The 15,553-nt window shown below is 53.6% G+C and carries 21 protein-coding genes; 1 reads left to right on the forward strand and 20 read right to left on the reverse strand.

The annotated features are described in order from the left end of the window. Positions 1–6 precede the first annotated feature (6 nt). The 6 genes from AC2FAP_RS05995 to AC2FAP_RS06020 all read right to left on the reverse strand — a co-directional run bounded on the left by AC2FAP_RS05995 (position 7) and on the right by AC2FAP_RS06020 (position 4,664). Positions 7–2,040 carry a protein-disulfide reductase DsbD family protein gene (locus AC2FAP_RS05995; RefSeq protein ID WP_063934319.1) on the reverse strand — a complete coding sequence of 678 codons (2,034 nt, stop codon included), beginning with the start codon at positions 2,038–2,040 and terminating at the stop codon, positions 7–9. A gap of 47 nt (positions 2,041–2,087) precedes the next feature. Next, positions 2,088–2,459, reverse strand: coding sequence for a hypothetical protein (locus tag AC2FAP_RS06000; protein ID WP_395014760.1), 372 nt, complete (start codon positions 2,457–2,459; stop codon positions 2,088–2,090). An 87-nt stretch (positions 2,460–2,546) separates the two neighbouring features. Then, complete coding sequence (locus AC2FAP_RS06005; protein ID WP_449541780.1) at positions 2,547–3,107, reverse strand: RNA polymerase sigma factor; 561 nt, start codon at positions 3,105–3,107, stop codon at positions 2,547–2,549. A gap of 5 nt (positions 3,108–3,112) precedes the next feature. Beyond that, complete coding sequence (locus AC2FAP_RS06010) at positions 3,113–3,532, reverse strand: hypothetical protein (RefSeq protein ID WP_449541656.1); 420 nt, start codon at positions 3,530–3,532, stop codon at positions 3,113–3,115. 158 nt (positions 3,533–3,690) lie between these two features. Further along, positions 3,691–4,026 (reverse strand): GPW/gp25 family protein, encoded by a 336-nt coding sequence (locus AC2FAP_RS06015; RefSeq protein WP_233093475.1) that lies wholly within the window; start codon positions 4,024–4,026, stop codon positions 3,691–3,693. Then, positions 4,023–4,664, reverse strand: a complete 642-nt coding sequence (locus tag AC2FAP_RS06020; RefSeq protein WP_196354501.1) for a phage baseplate assembly protein V — start codon at positions 4,662–4,664, stop codon at positions 4,023–4,025. Before AC2FAP_RS06020 ends, AC2FAP_RS06015 begins: the two co-directional genes overlap by 4 nt. Before the next feature lie 189 nt (positions 4,665–4,853). On the opposite strand from AC2FAP_RS06020, the gene AC2FAP_RS06025 reads away from it, so the two are divergent. After that, positions 4,854–6,029: a DUF2971 domain-containing protein gene (locus AC2FAP_RS06025; RefSeq protein ID WP_449541657.1), complete on the forward strand. Its 1,176-nt coding sequence runs from the start codon at positions 4,854–4,856 to the stop codon at positions 6,027–6,029. Positions 6,030–6,072: 43 nt separating this feature from the next. Here AC2FAP_RS06025 and AC2FAP_RS06030 read toward each other — a convergent pair whose 3' ends face one another. The 14 genes from AC2FAP_RS06030 to AC2FAP_RS06095 form a co-directional block, all read right to left on the reverse strand. After that, a complete protein-coding gene (locus tag AC2FAP_RS06030) occupies positions 6,073–6,525 on the reverse strand; it encodes a phage virion morphogenesis protein (RefSeq protein ID WP_063214431.1) in 453 nt (150 codons plus the stop codon). Further along, positions 6,518–6,985: a phage tail protein gene (locus AC2FAP_RS06035; RefSeq protein WP_063214430.1), complete on the reverse strand. Its 468-nt coding sequence runs from the start codon at positions 6,983–6,985 to the stop codon at positions 6,518–6,520. Before AC2FAP_RS06035 ends, AC2FAP_RS06030 begins: the two co-directional genes overlap by 8 nt. Continuing rightward, positions 6,948–7,193 carry an Rz1-like lysis system protein LysC gene (lysC, locus tag AC2FAP_RS06040; RefSeq protein WP_074148059.1) on the reverse strand — a complete coding sequence of 82 codons (246 nt, stop codon included), beginning with the start codon at positions 7,191–7,193 and terminating at the stop codon, positions 6,948–6,950. Before lysC ends, AC2FAP_RS06035 begins: the two co-directional genes overlap by 38 nt. Then, positions 7,081–7,374: an Rz-like lysis system protein LysB gene (gene lysB, locus AC2FAP_RS06045; protein WP_080463577.1), complete on the reverse strand. Its 294-nt coding sequence runs from the start codon at positions 7,372–7,374 to the stop codon at positions 7,081–7,083. Before lysB ends, lysC begins: the two co-directional genes overlap by 113 nt. A gap of 472 nt (positions 7,375–7,846) precedes the next feature. Continuing rightward, positions 7,847–8,077, reverse strand: coding sequence for a protein L (locus AC2FAP_RS06050; RefSeq protein ID WP_238460399.1), 231 nt, complete (start codon positions 8,075–8,077; stop codon positions 7,847–7,849). A 236-nt stretch (positions 8,078–8,313) separates the two neighbouring features. Then, the gene (locus AC2FAP_RS06055) at positions 8,314–8,535 is read right to left on the reverse strand and encodes a DNA-binding transcriptional regulator (protein WP_006175763.1); all 222 of its coding nucleotides are present in this window, start codon (positions 8,533–8,535) and stop codon (positions 8,314–8,316) included. 76 nt (positions 8,536–8,611) lie between these two features. Continuing rightward, a complete protein-coding gene (locus tag AC2FAP_RS06060; protein ID WP_485452854.1) occupies positions 8,612–9,781 on the reverse strand; it encodes a phage late control D family protein in 1,170 nt (389 codons plus the stop codon). After that, positions 9,778–10,242, reverse strand: coding sequence for a phage tail protein (locus AC2FAP_RS06065; protein ID WP_485452855.1), 465 nt, complete (start codon positions 10,240–10,242; stop codon positions 9,778–9,780). Before AC2FAP_RS06065 ends, AC2FAP_RS06060 begins: the two co-directional genes overlap by 4 nt. A 10-nt stretch (positions 10,243–10,252) precedes the next feature. Further along, positions 10,253–12,703 (reverse strand): phage tail tape measure protein, encoded by a 2,451-nt coding sequence (locus AC2FAP_RS06070; RefSeq protein WP_485452856.1) that lies wholly within the window; start codon positions 12,701–12,703, stop codon positions 10,253–10,255. Next, the gene (locus tag AC2FAP_RS06075; protein ID WP_032658721.1) at positions 12,693–12,815 is read right to left on the reverse strand and encodes a GpE family phage tail protein; all 123 of its coding nucleotides are present in this window, start codon (positions 12,813–12,815) and stop codon (positions 12,693–12,695) included. The genes AC2FAP_RS06070 and AC2FAP_RS06075 overlap by 11 nt, the downstream gene beginning before the upstream one ends. Positions 12,816–12,847: 32 nt before the next feature. After that, on the reverse strand, positions 12,848–13,141 hold the full coding sequence (locus AC2FAP_RS06080) for a phage tail assembly protein (protein WP_485452857.1): 294 nt from the start codon (positions 13,139–13,141) through the stop codon (positions 12,848–12,850). Positions 13,142–13,197: 56 nt separating this feature from the next. Further along, a complete protein-coding gene (locus AC2FAP_RS06085; RefSeq protein ID WP_126347593.1) occupies positions 13,198–13,716 on the reverse strand; it encodes a phage major tail tube protein in 519 nt (172 codons plus the stop codon). 12 nt (positions 13,717–13,728) lie between these two features. Next, entirely contained in the window at positions 13,729–14,922 is a 1,194-nt protein-coding gene (locus tag AC2FAP_RS06090) for a phage tail sheath protein (RefSeq protein ID WP_058681332.1), read from the reverse strand. A 201-nt stretch (positions 14,923–15,123) separates the two neighbouring features. Beyond that, on the reverse strand, positions 15,124–15,549 hold the full coding sequence (locus AC2FAP_RS06095) for a tail fiber assembly protein (protein WP_458655559.1): 426 nt from the start codon (positions 15,547–15,549) through the stop codon (positions 15,124–15,126). Between the last annotated feature and the right edge of the window lie 4 nt (positions 15,550–15,553).

Below are 15,553 nucleotides of genomic sequence, written 5' to 3' on the forward strand. Positions count from 1 at the left end.
ATACATTTAGCCTTTAGCGTTGTTCAGGGTGGCAATAAGCGTGTCTTTATCCAGCAGCGGCGAAAGCATCTCCCCCTCAGGGAAGCCCGGGCCGTACACCTCATTAAACGGGATGGCGTAACGGTTTCGCTTTTCAAGGAATTCGGCGATAAACGCTGACGGCTTGCTCCAGTCGCCACGCAGCGCCACCACGTCCGGCTGGCTAAGCGCGGCAATAACGTCAGGCTGATTCAACACCCGATGCTCATTTACCTTGCAGGTGACACACCAGTCCGCGGAGATATCCACGAAGACCCGTTTGCCCTGCGCAAGGGCACCCTGAATAGCGTCTTCACTTAGCGGTTGCCACGGGATTGCCTGAGCGACGCTTGCGGTGTTTGTTACAGGCGGTGAGGTAAGCAACCCGCGCAGCTGGTATCCGCCAAAGGCTGACAGCGCGATCACCACGCACCAGAACAGCGGCGAGGTTTTCTGCCCGGTCATCGCAAGCAGTGCGATAGCGACGACGATAAGCACTAACATCACGCTCTGGCTCACCGCCTCACCCAGATGCGGGCTAAGCAACGTCACCAGCCACAGGCTGGAAGCCAGCATCATCAGGCCAAGAATAATTTTCAGGCCGTTCATCCAGCGACCGGGTTTTGGCAGCAGCATGGCGGTTTTTGGAACCAGCGCAACGAACAACCACGGCAAACTCATCCCCACGCCGAGCATCAGGAAGATAAGCCACAGGGAATGCAGCGGTGCGCCAAGGGCAAATGCCACCGCCGTGCCGAGGAACGGCGCAGAACATGGTGTGGCCAGCAGCGTGGCAAACATCCCTTCGCAGAAACTGCCGGCAAGCCCCGTTCCCCCTGCCGTTGCCAGCCGTCCTGCGGCGGCAGATGGCAGCAGCATCTCAAACGCCCCGAACAGATTGAGTGCGAAGAGGAAGGTCACCGCGACCATCAGGCCAATAAACCACGGATTCTGGAACTGAATACCCCAGCCCAGCGAGGCACCGGTCAGCTTAAGCGCGGTCACCATTGCGGCCAGCAGCATAAAGGAGACCAGGATCCCGGCACTGGTTGCCAGAAAACGGAGCCTGATCATCCGCCTGTCTGAGCCCGCATGGAGCACGCTGTTGAGCTTCATGCCCATCACCGGCAGCACGCAAGGCATCAGGTTCAGGATCAAGCCGCCCAGTAGCGCAAAGAGCACCATTTTGCCGGTTCCCTCAGACACGCCCGCCGCTGACGGTTCCGCGGGCGTTGCCCCGACGGTCATCACGGTTTGCTGCGCTTTATCGCCATTGGTGAGCACAAACGACAGCGCTTTTCCCTGCAGCGAAGTGGGTTTATCTCCCCACTCATCGGTCACGGGCACCGTTACCCTAAGCTGATTGCCGTCGGCTTTGAGGGTCGGTTCACCGGGAAGAATGTCGCCTTCCAGCGGGTCAAAATAGATCCCCGGCTTGTCCCATTGCCCTTGTGTGGTTCCCGTAATGATCAGCTTGTCGTCTGATAACCAGGCTGACAGGTCTGCGGACACGCCAGATGTCGCGGGAATGGCCTGCATCGCGCGTTCAAACGCGTGGCTGAACCCCTCATCCACCGGCTGGTTAAAATCAAGATGCAGCTTATAGTCCGTCAGCAGACAGACATTGCTGCACGTGGAAAGGGTAAGCGTCCCGTCGAGCGCATCCCCCGCCGCACCGTCGAGGGTGATGGGGATGATGACCTTATCGTGATAGCCCTGGGTGGTCATCCCGGAGATATCAAAGCGCGAAGGCACCGGCCAGTGCCAGTCATCCGTTACGCCAGCAGGCCAGGTGATTTTCGGGGCTACGCCGCCCTCGCCGGGTGAACGCCAGTAGGTTTTCCAGCCGGGCTGCAGCTCAACGGTGAGCAGCGCGAGGATGCGGTTTTGCTCCCTTTCCGCCTGAACGCGGATCCGGGCATGATCGTTTTGCGGGGAAACCAGCCAGCCTGTATCCGCCGCATGGACAATGCCGATGCAGGACAGCCACAGGAAGACGAATCCCCTGAAGAGGTTAAACATGTTTTACTCCGTGAATAGTGAAAATTATCGTGTGGTGACGATGCTTTTCATTCACGGAAAACGCAGTTTTTGAGGTGTATTCGGGGAGGCGGTGCCTGAACGGGCTGTTCTCTCGGAACGCATGCCCGCCCTTGCGTAAACAACTGAAGTAGCGCGAAGAAGATGATAATCGCCGGTAGCGCACCATCAAAGAACAGAGGCTGAGCACAAAGCAGCGAGTGTGCGCCTAACTGACACGGCGATGGCCCGGACGGCTCAGCGTCGTTGGTTTGAACCGGGGCATCAGCAATCAGGGTCGTTTGCGGATCCAGTCCCTGCAAAAAATGGTTGAGAAAAACCGCACGCTGCACCAGGCAAATAGCCATCGCCAGACACGTGATTATCAAAAGCCATTTTCCCAGAAGCTGACGGTTGCGCATAACGTTCCAAATTTACCAGACGCCCCGATCATAAACGATAGTGATGAATCTACAAGTCCTGATAATGTAAGGTTTTGTCTGTCGGCGTTAGCCACCGGTCAGCGCATCATAGACGTCCCGCAGTCGCGTGCGCAGGAAAAGCACCGCCTTGTGCTTACGCGATAACAGCGCCTGCTCGCTTGCCCCGGTTTCCTCTGCCAGCATTTTAATGCTGTAGCCCTGGAGCTCCGTTTTTTCAAAAACCTCGCGCTGAGGCGGCGGAAGTTCAGACAGCGCCTGACCCAGTTCTTCCCACAGCAGCGTTTTAAGGTACTCCTCCTCCGGCGTATGCGGGACACCGAACAGGGTTTCCGCCAGTTCATCTTCGGGGAAGTCCTCATCATCATCCCCGGTAAAATATCCTGAAAGAGAGACCTCACGCTTTTTCCGCGCCCGGTCGGTCATCTCATTACGTGCCGCGCGAAACAGCCAGGCGGCGACGTTTTCGACCGGCTGCTCCACTTTCATCAGCTGATAGGTAACTTCCTGCAAAATATCGTCGGCATCATCGCGCACGGACGTTCGTCCGCGGATAAAGGCTTTCAGCCGGGCGCGGCAGGCATTAAGCGCCGACATCAGCAATGACTCTCCCGCCAGCCCGGTTTTCATCTCGCTCACTCTGCTTCCGGCGTTTTCGGCGTGCTGTCGTCGCGTTTATCTTCGCGATGACCGTGCCAGCCGCAGTGCCCGCGACCATGGCGACCAAAGCCTTCGCGACGCTGCTGAATAAACGCCTCACGCTGTTCGGGGGTCATATTCATCCAGCGTTCGTGCATACGACGGTGCGCGCCGAACATCCCCGGACGGAAGCCTAGCCCACCGAACAGGATCCGGCTTAATACCAGAATCCCCAGCGCCTGCCAGAAACCGATGGCTTTCACGCCAATAATGGCCGGGAGTAAGGCATTCCACAGGGTCATGACCACCAGTCCCAGTACAAGGACGATTACCGCACCTATCACCAGCCCTTTACCCATACGGTGGCGGCCAAACCCGCGTCCGTGCCCTCTTCCGTGCATATCGAAATCTCTCATGGTGTTTACCTCATTTACAGTGATTGATTATGGCTTGTGATGAGGTAGACGGATGAGGCGGGGAAATATTGCTGGGGAGAATAGAAATTTTTTGTGCTTACGGATTTTAACGCATATCGCTCACGACGGGTGGGCGCTATGCGTCGCCTCATGGCACATCATCTCGTACGAAACATTCGTTTAACTAATTCGGTGGCGATAACGGCCAGTATGATTGCCAACAACGTAAGGAAGATGAGTGAGGATAATAGCGGGTTTAGCATGCCACCTAAACGGGTAAAGTCACTCGCGGAATAACACGCGGCCATAATCTGCAGGCGCAACGCCGGTGTCGGTGGCTGGTCAATCAGCGCCGACAGAAGCGAGCCGTATTCACGACGCATGACGCGCGAGCCAATCGCTGTGACCAGAATGTCGCGCACGCTCCTGATATGCTTAACCTCAGAGATACTGAGGCCGGTCTGGCTGTTTATTCCGAGATAGCGCACCGTCATTGTGTCCCCTTAGTCCAGCTCCCGCCGCTCTGTACGTTGCCGTGCGCGTGGTCATCCACCTGCACGCCGTTGCTGATAAATTTCCTGCCGGTGTGCTCGATGTTCCCGGTCATCTTCCCGCCTTTCTGCACTTCCAGCGTGCCGGTGGTCAGCTTGTTGGTGCACAACACCTCGGGTGTATCGAGCGTGATGCGGGTCGAGGCTTTCACCAGTACCACCGGCACGGTCGCCGTAATGGAATCTGACGCGGTGACGTCGGCGGTTTTGATGCCTGACACGGTGAGCGCACTGTTTTGAGGTTCGTACTCGATGACAGCGCCATCAGGAAATGACACATGAAACGCATCGGGTGAGGCCGAGGGCGCGGGATGGTCGTCAGAGAAAATGCCAGGCAGCACAAAAGCGGTATCGAGCTCGCCGCCGATGGCCAGCAATAACACCTGCTCACCGACGGAGGGAGCCCACCACACACGAGAGCGACCGGCGCGACTGGTGAGCCAGTTAATCCAAGTGGTTTCGATGCCTCCGGTCTGGACGCGACAAAGTCCCTCGTCGAGGTCGACGTCGGTCACGATGCCGGTGCGGATAAGGTTGCGGATCGCGCGTGCGATTCCCTGCAGAGAATTTAGATTATTCATGGGGAAAGGATGCCGCCGGGCGAGGCCAGCGGCAATGGAACGGTGTTTTGTGGTGGATACAACAACACCCTCAAAAGTTCATGTTCCATGATGCTTTGAATATCTTTGATTGAGAAATGTTGAAAATTTGAAAACCTTTAACTTTTCCTATTTAATCTGAAGATATTGATTCAAACATAAGGAATTGAGATGTACTTTTATAAATACTTCAAGGCCGACAATTTAAACTTTTCAATGCTCCGTCATGGTGAGGTTTTCTTTGCATCACCAAAAGAATTAAACGACATACATGAATGCAAACCGCAATTCACGTTTAATGCAAACCGTGAAGTATGGTCAAGGTTCATCGAGGAGGTTCTTTTTAGAATCTGCATCCAACTAAATTTAAAACCAGAATCCCAGCTAGCTTATGAAATACTCTCATTTAAAAAAGATGTTTTAGCCGACCTTCTAAACAAAAAAAAGGCATTATCACTAAAATATGAAGAGACAATCAGCAAAATCACAGATGCCTTTGGCAAAAAGGCTTTCGCAGAATTAAGTTACAATGATGCAACTAATGCTATGCACGCGCTTAACTTATATATGCAAAATGAATTAGACACAAAATTAAATGACACGTTATATATTACATCCTTTTCGAAGAACGCCACCATTTTAACGATGTGGGGTCTTTATAGTAATGCTGAAAAAGGTTTCGCCATCATTTACGAGTCAACCGATGGAACTATCAACCTCGAAAGCAATATAGAAATGTTTCCTTCTTTTACTAAGCTTTCCGATTCATCCTCATTATTCGGAACGTCTAAGCTAGGCAAAGCACAACTCCTTGAGGTGGATTACAAGAACAAACCAGTTAGAGCAAATGGTTTTAGAAAGCTTGTCCCTACCTTCGCTTTCAGTGACCAAGAGGATTTTTACGATTGCGGCGAAACTCTCCTGTCAGATTTACCGAAATACAACGAAAATCACATCGGACGTGTAAAATACACTGACTGGAAATATGAAAAAGAGTTAAGGCTACACTTACCTGTTTTTGACGAGCTACCTTCAGCGCTTCGAAGCATAAAAATATCAAAACATCACATAAAAGGCATTATCTTTGGTTCAAAAACAAATGAGGATGATAAGGAAAAAATCCTCGCCGCTTGTTATCATTTAAAAAAAGCGCAACCACCCGAAAGTGACATATATATTTTTCAAGCAAAAAGCATGCCTGGTCAATATAAAATTATAGTTACACCCATAGGAAGAGTTTGTGACATTCATGGAAGATGGCTTCCTTTTATAAACGAAGTTGAATGGAATGACCAAATCCGTTCAGAAGAATTAAAGAGAATATTAGAAGCGATCAATGCAAGTTAATATTTGCACGTTCTGCAGCCCCTCATATCAAGGGGCTTTTATCTTAACCATTTTTAAAATGATTTATTATCATTGCCTCCATCAAATCTTTATCATTCTGGCTAAACCCCAGTAACCGGCGCTCTGCATACTGCACGTCACGGCTGTGCGGGTTTGGCCGGCCTTTTAGCCCGTACTGGTGAACGCGAGCGATGCGCTGCACTTTGCCGGTAAATTCCACCACTGCACTGTTTTCACTGCCAGTGGCTTTCATGTAACGGCTCGCGCGCAGCTTCTGAAACATCGCCCTTTTGATTCGGCCGGTCTTTGCCCTGAGCGGCTGGCGCTTTCTCGCCTGATACGGTGAGCCGTCCGGGGCTTTTTGCTGTTTGATGCGTTGCTGTTGCGACTTGCGCAGCTCCTTTGCGATGTCACCGGCAAGCTTCCGACGTCCTGCCGGTGACAGGGAAGAAAGCAGCCCGGCGAGCTTGTCGTCAAAAGGCTTAAAGTCACTCATCCCACTTACTCACCAGTTCGCCGTTGATGTAGAGCTCTTTTGGCCGGGTGACGGGCTCAGGCGGTGGCGGCTCAGGAGCATAGCTCACGTGCAGCGCGCCGTTTTCCTCTTTGATGATGGTGCGCTCGGTGAGCTGCAGGCTGATGCTGATATCAACACTGTCCCCGTCGTTTAAATCCATCTGGAAACGGTAGCCCTTTTTGCGTCCGTCATCGAGCGTGCAGATATCCGGCTGATTCTCACGCAGCCATGCGGCCACCGGCACGAATATCAAATCGGGGTCGCCCACAAAGTCACACACGATCACATTCAGTGTGTAAATCTTTTCGTGTGACAGCGTGGCCGCGAGCCGCGCATCGATATTCCACTCATCGGCAAAGATACGCATCATTTCGGGGTTCGTTTCCAGTTGCGGAACGGCTTTAATCAGCGCTTCGCGCAGGCTGCGTGCTTTCTTCATCGAGTTTATCCTGACAGTCTTTGACGGTTTCAACCTGCAGCGCGCAGGCGGCGAGCGCGAGCTCAAGCCTGCGAATATCGGCGCTGAGGTCGCCATTAGTGAGCGGTTCGCTTTCCGGCATCGGGCAATAGCTCACTTTCGGGCAGGCGCTGTAAACAATGACCGGCGGAGGCGCAACCGGCGCGGGTGTGCAGCCTGCGCACAACATCAGGCAGCTTGTCGCTATACCAGCGGCGTAACGTTTCATTCTCATTTATCAGCCTCGTAATGGTTTCTTCACGCCGCACGGCCATCGCACCGGCGGCCAGCAGTTCCCCGCGTAAACTGACCTGCGCGGTTTCATTTCGCCTGGCGATTCGCTGCGACACGGAAAGCTGATTTTTCAGCATTCCGATCACGTTTTTTTACTACGAGGCGCGGCCATGCCGCTTTTTAAAGTCAAAGGCTCAAAGACCAAAAGCTTTGGAACGATACACCATTCGGCTACTCGGATAATTTGTACCAGCTCAGAGCCCAAGTGCTGGCCGCTGATGCTCACAACGCTTTCCCACGTAAGATTGCTAGCGCAACTTTTCAGCTACACCAGACATTAAAAAGGCTCCCTCAGGAGCCTTTAAAAACGCTTCAACCCAATGAAATAAAAGGATTTATTTTTGAACATGTCCACACATTGACCACATCGGTAAAAAAAGCCCCGTACGACAGGGGCTTTTAATCTAATTGAAGTTTCATAGAGTCGAGTTGTTGGAATGAAATGAGTCTGATGCTTTTGTTGTTTGAAAGCGGGTATTTGATAATAAAATATTTAAATAAAAGATTTTCAGCAGAACTGCTATGTTGTCAGATCACAACATATCGCTGCTATTTCTGGATGGCGCAAACGAGCAATTTCCATTTGATGGGTTGCCCATTCGTATGTTGATGATGGTTTTGGGGAGGTAGAGTATGACCCTTCGCTATTCCAATTTCATCTCCGCAGTTAACACAACGATAGATTCCCGCGTTCACTGCCTGACTACCGGGCGAGAGTTCATCATCAAATGCTTGATGGTTATTTTGCGCTAAGTCATTGCTGTATTTATAAAGTGCCATAATTTTTCCTTATTGTGCATACCCGCTTTTCTTGTACCTAATTAATGTAGATAGAGAAATATGCACTTTCGAGGAACAAATTTTTTTTCTTTTGATAATATGACTTTGATCATCAATACAGCTTTTGGCATGTTATTCACTACCATCATTTGAAACTTACCAGCTTTGTGAAACATTTATTTTTCAAACGGTTATCACACAACTGATAACCCCGCACATGCAGGGTATCATTTTGCTTATTGCCAGTGGATTTGTTGCTGACCCGATGATGTCGGGTGCGGTGCCGCTGGCACTACTACCCCCGGCGAAACGATAAAGCGCTCTATCGTTTCAGTGGTCACAAACGTCGCGCTGCAGTTGATATTTGTGCATTGATGATAACGCTCTTTTGTCGTGTCGGAAAAATAGCGACTTGTGCGAGCGTGGGCGGCGTAATGGCATTTAGGACAGTGAAACATGGCGAGCACCTCAGAGCGTTATTGATGCATCGATTTTAACCATTAAAACCTTACATATCAAATATATAAACAACTTTCATTGTGTTATATCTTCGCTTTCATACTCCACATCCGAAACCTTAACCTCAAGCTCTAAGCCCGTCGTGTAGCCGTTCCCGTTAAGGTTATGCACCACCCGGCTGATTATCCAAGCCTGCTCGTCTATAACGTGCTTAAAGCCTTTGACTGCTATCGGCGTTTCAGGAAATAAATCTGCCCGGCCAATAGCCAGCGAGATTGAAAACTCCGCGACGCCGCGCTGCAGCTTGTCCCACTTTGCCTGAGCGGCGCGCATGGCCTGCGCCTTTGTCGCGTAGATGGTCGTCAGCTCCAGCACGTTGTCAGACTCACCGACCATGTACTCGCCCTCGCGCGCTTCCTGCTCCTTTTTAGCTTTGGGCTTTGACGTGGCTTTGGTGGCCTTTGGGTGCTGCAGCGCGCGCAGGTGCTGCTCTTTGAGCTTGCGCTTAAGCTTCACCTTTTGCTTTTGCGGCTTCGGGTCTCTGGTGTGCAGCCATTTGGCCGTAACGCCGGTGTAGGCTTCGCGGTCAGCAATCGCAAACTGGTGCCGGTCGCCGTCGCCGCGTTCAAGTGTCATCTGAGGAATGGGCTTCCCGCTGGCCGTCTTACCGCTTCCGGCTTTCAGAAATAACAGATTCCCCGCTTTTACAGAGACCGCTGCACCGTTCCGGTCAGCCAGACGGGACAGAAACACCGCGTCGGATTCCTGAGTCTGGTCAATGTGAGGGACGGGGATCGCTTTCAGCGTATCGACCACGCTGGCCTCAAGCTTATTGCGCGCTGCGATAGTCTCAACAATTACCCCGATTGTGGTGTCGTGCCATGACTGTTCCCGGCGTGAGTTCAGCGACCCGCGAAAATCAGCGCTGCGCCCCCGGATGGTCAGCGTATCTGGCGCGCCACGATGCTCGATTTCATCTACCGTAAAGGTGCCTTTTTTTATCAGGGCGCTATCCTGCCAGCCCAGCCACAGCGTTAACGTTGCGCCGCGCGGAGGCATAGCGATTTGCCCGTCGGTATCATCGAGCTCGATATCGAGCTGGTCGGCCTCGAATCCGCGATTGTCCGTCATGGTCAGGCTGATTAGCCTGTCGCTGAAATCCTGCGTAATATCTTCGTTATCCTGCTTGAGCATAAACGCCGGGGCAATCTTTGCACCGGCCTGAATATTCATACCCATAGTCATCCCGCAAGCCCTCCCAGCCACTTACCGGCAGACGTCACCAGATTGTCGGCCTGCGTTTTCAGGTCGCCGTAAATTGCCGCGAGCGACTCATCGACCCGTTTCAGCGAGAGGCTAAACTCGATTTTTCTGGCCGCGCCGTCGCTGAATAATTCGCTGTGCGTGTGGGTCACTTTATCGATGACATACATGCCGTGGATCATGCCCGTTCCGTCAATCAACGGCCACGCCCTGCCTTCGTCGGCCATCAGCTCGATGGCGGTCAGTGAGAGGCGACCGCCGGTGATTTCGGGGTACAGCACGCCCGAAAGCGTGCGCGAGGTTTCCCCCTCCCCGAGAAACTGATAGGCCGGTGGTTTGCCGATGCGGTCATTTGACGCCCAGCGGTACTCTTTCGAATACTGCATTGACTGATGTGGCAGCGTGCGGCGCTCAAACACAAATAAACCTAAAACCATTAACATGCTTTAGCCCTCATCCATCGTGACGCATACTTGAGCGCTGACGCGCACGGTTTTGCTGGTCGAGTCTTTCGACGGCTTCGCGGAGCTGCCGGTCAAGGTCTGTACCCGGTGCGATGCCACCATGTAGGGTGATGTTATATTCTGGCTTGCTCTGGTCTACGTAGGTCTTCCCGGCAGGAACCGGCACCGGGTGATACCACTGAGAATCGCCAAACAACGGGGTTGGTCTGATACTTAACTCTTTACCTGAACCCGTTGCCGCATTGGCTTTTGCGGCTTTCTGGTCAAGGTCGCTCGACTCTTTATTGATAACCCCGAGTTTCTCCAGTAACCAGTTAACGCCGCCGCGCAGTTTGTTAAAACTATTGAGCGGTAACATCAGCGCGTCGGCCAGTGCCTTACCGAACAACACCCCCGCATTTTTACAGCTGTCGAGCGTCTCCTGCGTTGCCTTAACCGGCGCTATCAGGTTAGTGAACCACTGCCAGACCCCGCGCAGTTTTTCGATGATGGAATCAAACACCGGCGCGAGCGGCGAGAAGATTTCCGCCACCGGCGCAAAGGCCGATTTTAATCCCTCTACCACACCCGAGAAGAATACGCTGATGGGCTCCCAGTATTTACGGATGAGCAGCGCACCGGCCACCACGGCAGCGACCACCGCGACCACCGGCAGACTGATTGCCCCTAATGCCGCGACAATGGCACTTCCGGCAGTAGTGAAAACGACGCTCAGCATGCCAGCAGCAGCAATAATCGCGTTTATCCCTGCGATGACAGGCCATGCAATCAGACCAATCCCGCCGAGCACCCCAACCAGCGCCAGCCCACCGGCGACAAGGTTAAACAGGGTTTGCGTCAGTTCAGGGTTAGCTTTCGCCCACGCGGCCACCTTGCCGAGCCAGTCTGTTGCGGAAACCGTCAGGCGACGCAGTGCTGAGTCTTCTTTTTCGAAAACCTCAATCTGCAGGTCTTCCCATGCTGACTGCAGGTTTTTCAGATCGCCGTCGAGGTTGTCCGTCTGAATTTTCGCAATGCGTTCGGTCGTGCCTTTAGAATCCCGGATTTGCTGGCGCTTATTATCGAGCGAACCATCACCGGCAGCAGCGACGAGTTTAATCGCGCCCTTCATGGCCTCTTCACCGAAAATCACTTTCAGATATTCGCCCTGCTCCGCCGTACCGAGCTTGTTTTTCGCAAAGGACTTGTGAATATCTTTGAGGATTTTCTCGACCGGCAGCATGTTCCCTTTGCCGTCGCGGGTTTTCACGCCTAATTCTGAAATAGCCTCAACGGCCTTACCCATGGGGGCTTGCAGGCGGTTGAAAATGGCGCTCGCCCCCGTCCCGGCCATCGAGCCTTTAATCCCGTTATCCGCCAGAATGCCGAGCATGGCGGTCGTGTCTTCGATGCTCGCACCTGCAGCCTCAGCAATTGGCGCGACATATTTCATCGCCTCGCCCAGCTCGACGAGGCCGGTGTTTGATGACGTAAAACCTTTAGTCATCACATCCGCGACACGCTCAATCTCGGTGGTCGGCAGGTTAAATGCCGACTGCATGTTAGTGATAATGTCGGCGGCTTCTGCGATATCCACGTCGGCCGCGAGGCTCAGGTTTACGGTCGAACCGGTCGCAGCCAGCACGTCATCGGCGTTATAGCCCGAGCGTGCGAGCGTGGTCTGCGTGCGCGCTACATCACCCGGCGAAAAGGCGGTTGTCGCACCAATATCACGCGCCTGTTGACGAATGGCCGCGAGCTTATCGTCGCCCTTATCGAGCCCGAGAATCGCCTGCGTGCCTGACATCTGCTTATCAAAACCGATACCCGGCGCAATAAAGCGTGACGCACCATAAAGCCCGGCGGTCGCCACCCCGACGCCCACCATCCCGGCATTACGCGCACCGGCGGCGAGCTGTTGCCCGGATTCATAGCGGCTTTTTACCGCGCTGAGTCTGGCCTGTTGCTGACTGACGCGCGCCAGTGCATCACGTTGCCGGTTAAGCTGCGCGGTTGCCTCGCTGATACTGGTTTTAAGGCGTCGCTCGTCTGCCGACAGCGTGCGGGTATTTATCCCGGCCTGCGCGAGCTCGGTGCGCTGGCGCTGCACCGACTGCCTGAGCCCGTTATATTTGAGCTGCAGGTCAGCGGCGGATTTCTTTGCCGCCTCCATCGCGCGCGCCTGCGCGTTAGTCGGGTTTTCTGTGTTTTTAAACTGGACGGCCAATGCTGCGGCCTCCTGTTTCGCTTTATCAAGCGACTGACCGGTCACGGCAAGCTGTGCGCTCGCTTTCCTGAATCCGTCAATTCGGGACGCCTGCGCATTCAGATCGCGCAGGGTGTTTTGAGAAGTGCGGATATCGCCAGCAAGGGTCTTGCTGGCAGTCTGGATAGCTTTGAGCGGTCGGCTTGCCCGGTCTACTGCGTTAAGCAGCACCTCAAGTCTGACGTTATTGCTCATGGTGGTTTCCGCTTCGCTGCAGCGCCTTATCGCGCCATGTGATGAGCTCGGTCACGCTCAGGGAATTCAGCTCTGATGGCGGCCAGTGAAAAATCACCGCGATATCCGCCATCAGGTCATCGACCGACAGGTTATCGGGAAACGTCAGCGAGCCGAAGATGGCGACAAAAAACCAACCACCTTACCGGCGAATAAAATTAGGTCTGATGCTTCCAGACGCGTGACCTCATGCTCGGTGAGTGCCGGGTAAGTCATGCGCGGCAGCACCTTAATCAGCGCATCGACGTCAGAGTTTGCCAGCGAGGCCAGACTCACACCGCGCAGGGTTCCCGCGTTGGGTTTTGTGACGGTCACCTGCTCGATTTTCTTCTCACCGCGCATGATGGGGTTATCGAGGATCACAATGTTTGATTTTTCGGTTTCGTTGATGTTTTCCATGATGTTGGTCTCGTCAAAGTTAACTGACCGGCCAGCCTGACTGACCGGTTAAGGGGTTACAGGCCGATGGCCTTACGGTGTTCCGCCAGACGGTCGACGCCGTCGACTTTCATCACCATGTTGATGACGTCAATCTCGATGACCTCTTTGCCGTCAATCGTGAGCTGGTAGTAAGTACACTCGGTCGAGATTTTGGTCGTACCGCTTTCGCCCTGTTTGTTTTCGCCGCCGTCATACTCTTTGTGACGGCCACGCATGACCACCTCAACGGCAGAAATTGCGCCGGTGTCATCGCGCTGGTATGAGCCGGTAAAACGCAGCGGCACGCTATCCGCGCCCGGTGACGCGTACTGCGCCCACAGTTCGACGTCAGGCAGACCGCCCAGCGTCCACTCAAGCGACAGCGCATCATCATCGAGGCCGAGGTCAATCGACACCGAGCCCGGCATCCCGCCGCCGCGATATTTCTCAAGCTTACGGGTCAGCTTTGGCAGGGTGACGGATTCAACGACGCCCATGTAGCTGAGACCGTCGTTAAACATGTTCAGGTATTTCAGTTTGCGTGGTAACGCCATGCTCTGAGCTCCTTAGCTGTTGACCGAGTCTGACAGGTTCGCCAGATAGGTATCGGTGATGCGCTGGCGCAGGGTCAGGTTTTCCAGCGGCGGGACGGGGGTGTAGTCGTAATCGATATACAGTTTCCCCGCCTTGAGCGTTTCCACGCTGTTTGACTCCGGGTCGTACCAGCAGGAGCCGTCAACGATATAACCGTTGTTTTTCAGCTCGCGGAATTTCGCATTCATACCGGCGACGATGTCGCGAATAAGCGTCGCGGTGACGGGTTTATCAATCGCCCACGCATGCGCCTCCGCCATCGTGTCGGCAAGCACCTGCGCCGTGCGGGTGTAGTTTTCAAACAGGAAAAGCGGGTCATCTGAGCAGGTACGGTTGCCCCAGAATTTAAAGCCGTCGTTACGAATAAGCGTGGTGACACCGGCCTGATTAAGCAGGTTTGCGTCGGTGGCTTTCTCCTGCAAATCCCACGAGACCGAGGCGCTGACGCCGGTGACGCCATTCACGCCGACGTTAGACAGCGTTTTGTGCCAGCCGGTCTCCTGGTCGATTTTGGCGCGCAGGCCGAGCGCGCGGGCGGTCGCCCATGCAATATCGGTATCGTTCGCCGTGGTGTCCCATGCCAGAAAATCAGGGTGAATGACCATCAGTTCGCGCTGGCTGAAATTCTCGCGGTAGGCAATGGCTTCAGAAATGGTCTTGCAGCCCCACGCGCTGATATAGCCAAACGCGCGCAGGCTTTGACAGGTCGCCGCGAGCGCGGTCGCCACTTCCTGAGAGTCCAGACCCGGCACGCCGAGAATGCGCGGCTTAACGCCGGTGACGGTTTTTGCAGCCAGCAGCGCCTTAAGCCCGGTGTATTTGCCGTTTTCGTCGGTGGTGCCGATGATGTTGGAAATGGTCTCTTTCTGCGCCGCTTCCGGGTCTTCAGGGTCGTCGGTACCTTCGGCAACGCGCACAACCACAACGACCGGCTTGCACTGGTCGGCAATGGCCTGCAGGGATTTTGATAATGTGCCTTTTGTACCGGCTTTACCGATAGCGTTTTGCACGCTGGTAATCAGCACCGGCTCATTAAGCGGGAATGTTACGTCATCAGCATCGCTGGCCGTGCAGACCATGCCGATGATGGCCGTCGAGACGGTGGAAATGGTGCGCGTGCCATCGTTAATCTCTATGACCTCGACGCCGTGGTGATAGTCGCCCATCTGTTTAACTCCGTGGTTAAGGGGTGCGACTATTTTCGGTTGTGCTGATGGTCTGCGAAACGTAATGCCGTTGGGGGGAATACAGCACAACGGGCAGTCAGCCGTCACGATAACCTGCCAGTGTGATTCAACGTTTTCAGCGATTAATCAGGGAAAGTCTCTTAAAATTAAGCCCGCACAATGCGGGCTTGTTGTTATTCGTTATTCGTCCGACGGGGGCTCAGGCCATTCGATTTCAGGTGCTAGAGAAGTATCAATACGACTGAGTTTTACACTGAAAATTTCCCATTCTTTAAGCTGCTCCATTTCTTCCTCTGACGCAATTTCGTACTTTACCGCCCTCTGCAGAGGCAAAATCATTTCTTCCGCTTTGCTACCGAGACGGCTTTTTTCTGCCTCCGCTAACGCAGTGTGGTCAATAACCGGATCCGAAAGTAGCGGGGTGCCATCGCTGCCAGAGGTGATCACTTTGCCCCTGCATTGCCCCTCCAGAAGGGAATTATAAAGTTCTTCACTAATTTCTACGGCATCCTCCGGCCAGCCATCCGGGCTGTTCTCATAAAGTGCTTTCATTGACTCAGGATAAAAGCCGTTTTCTTTTGCACTCCAGAAATATCTTTCTTTCATTTTT

This window comes from Enterobacter cloacae complex sp. 394I7 (genome assembly GCF_057320345.1).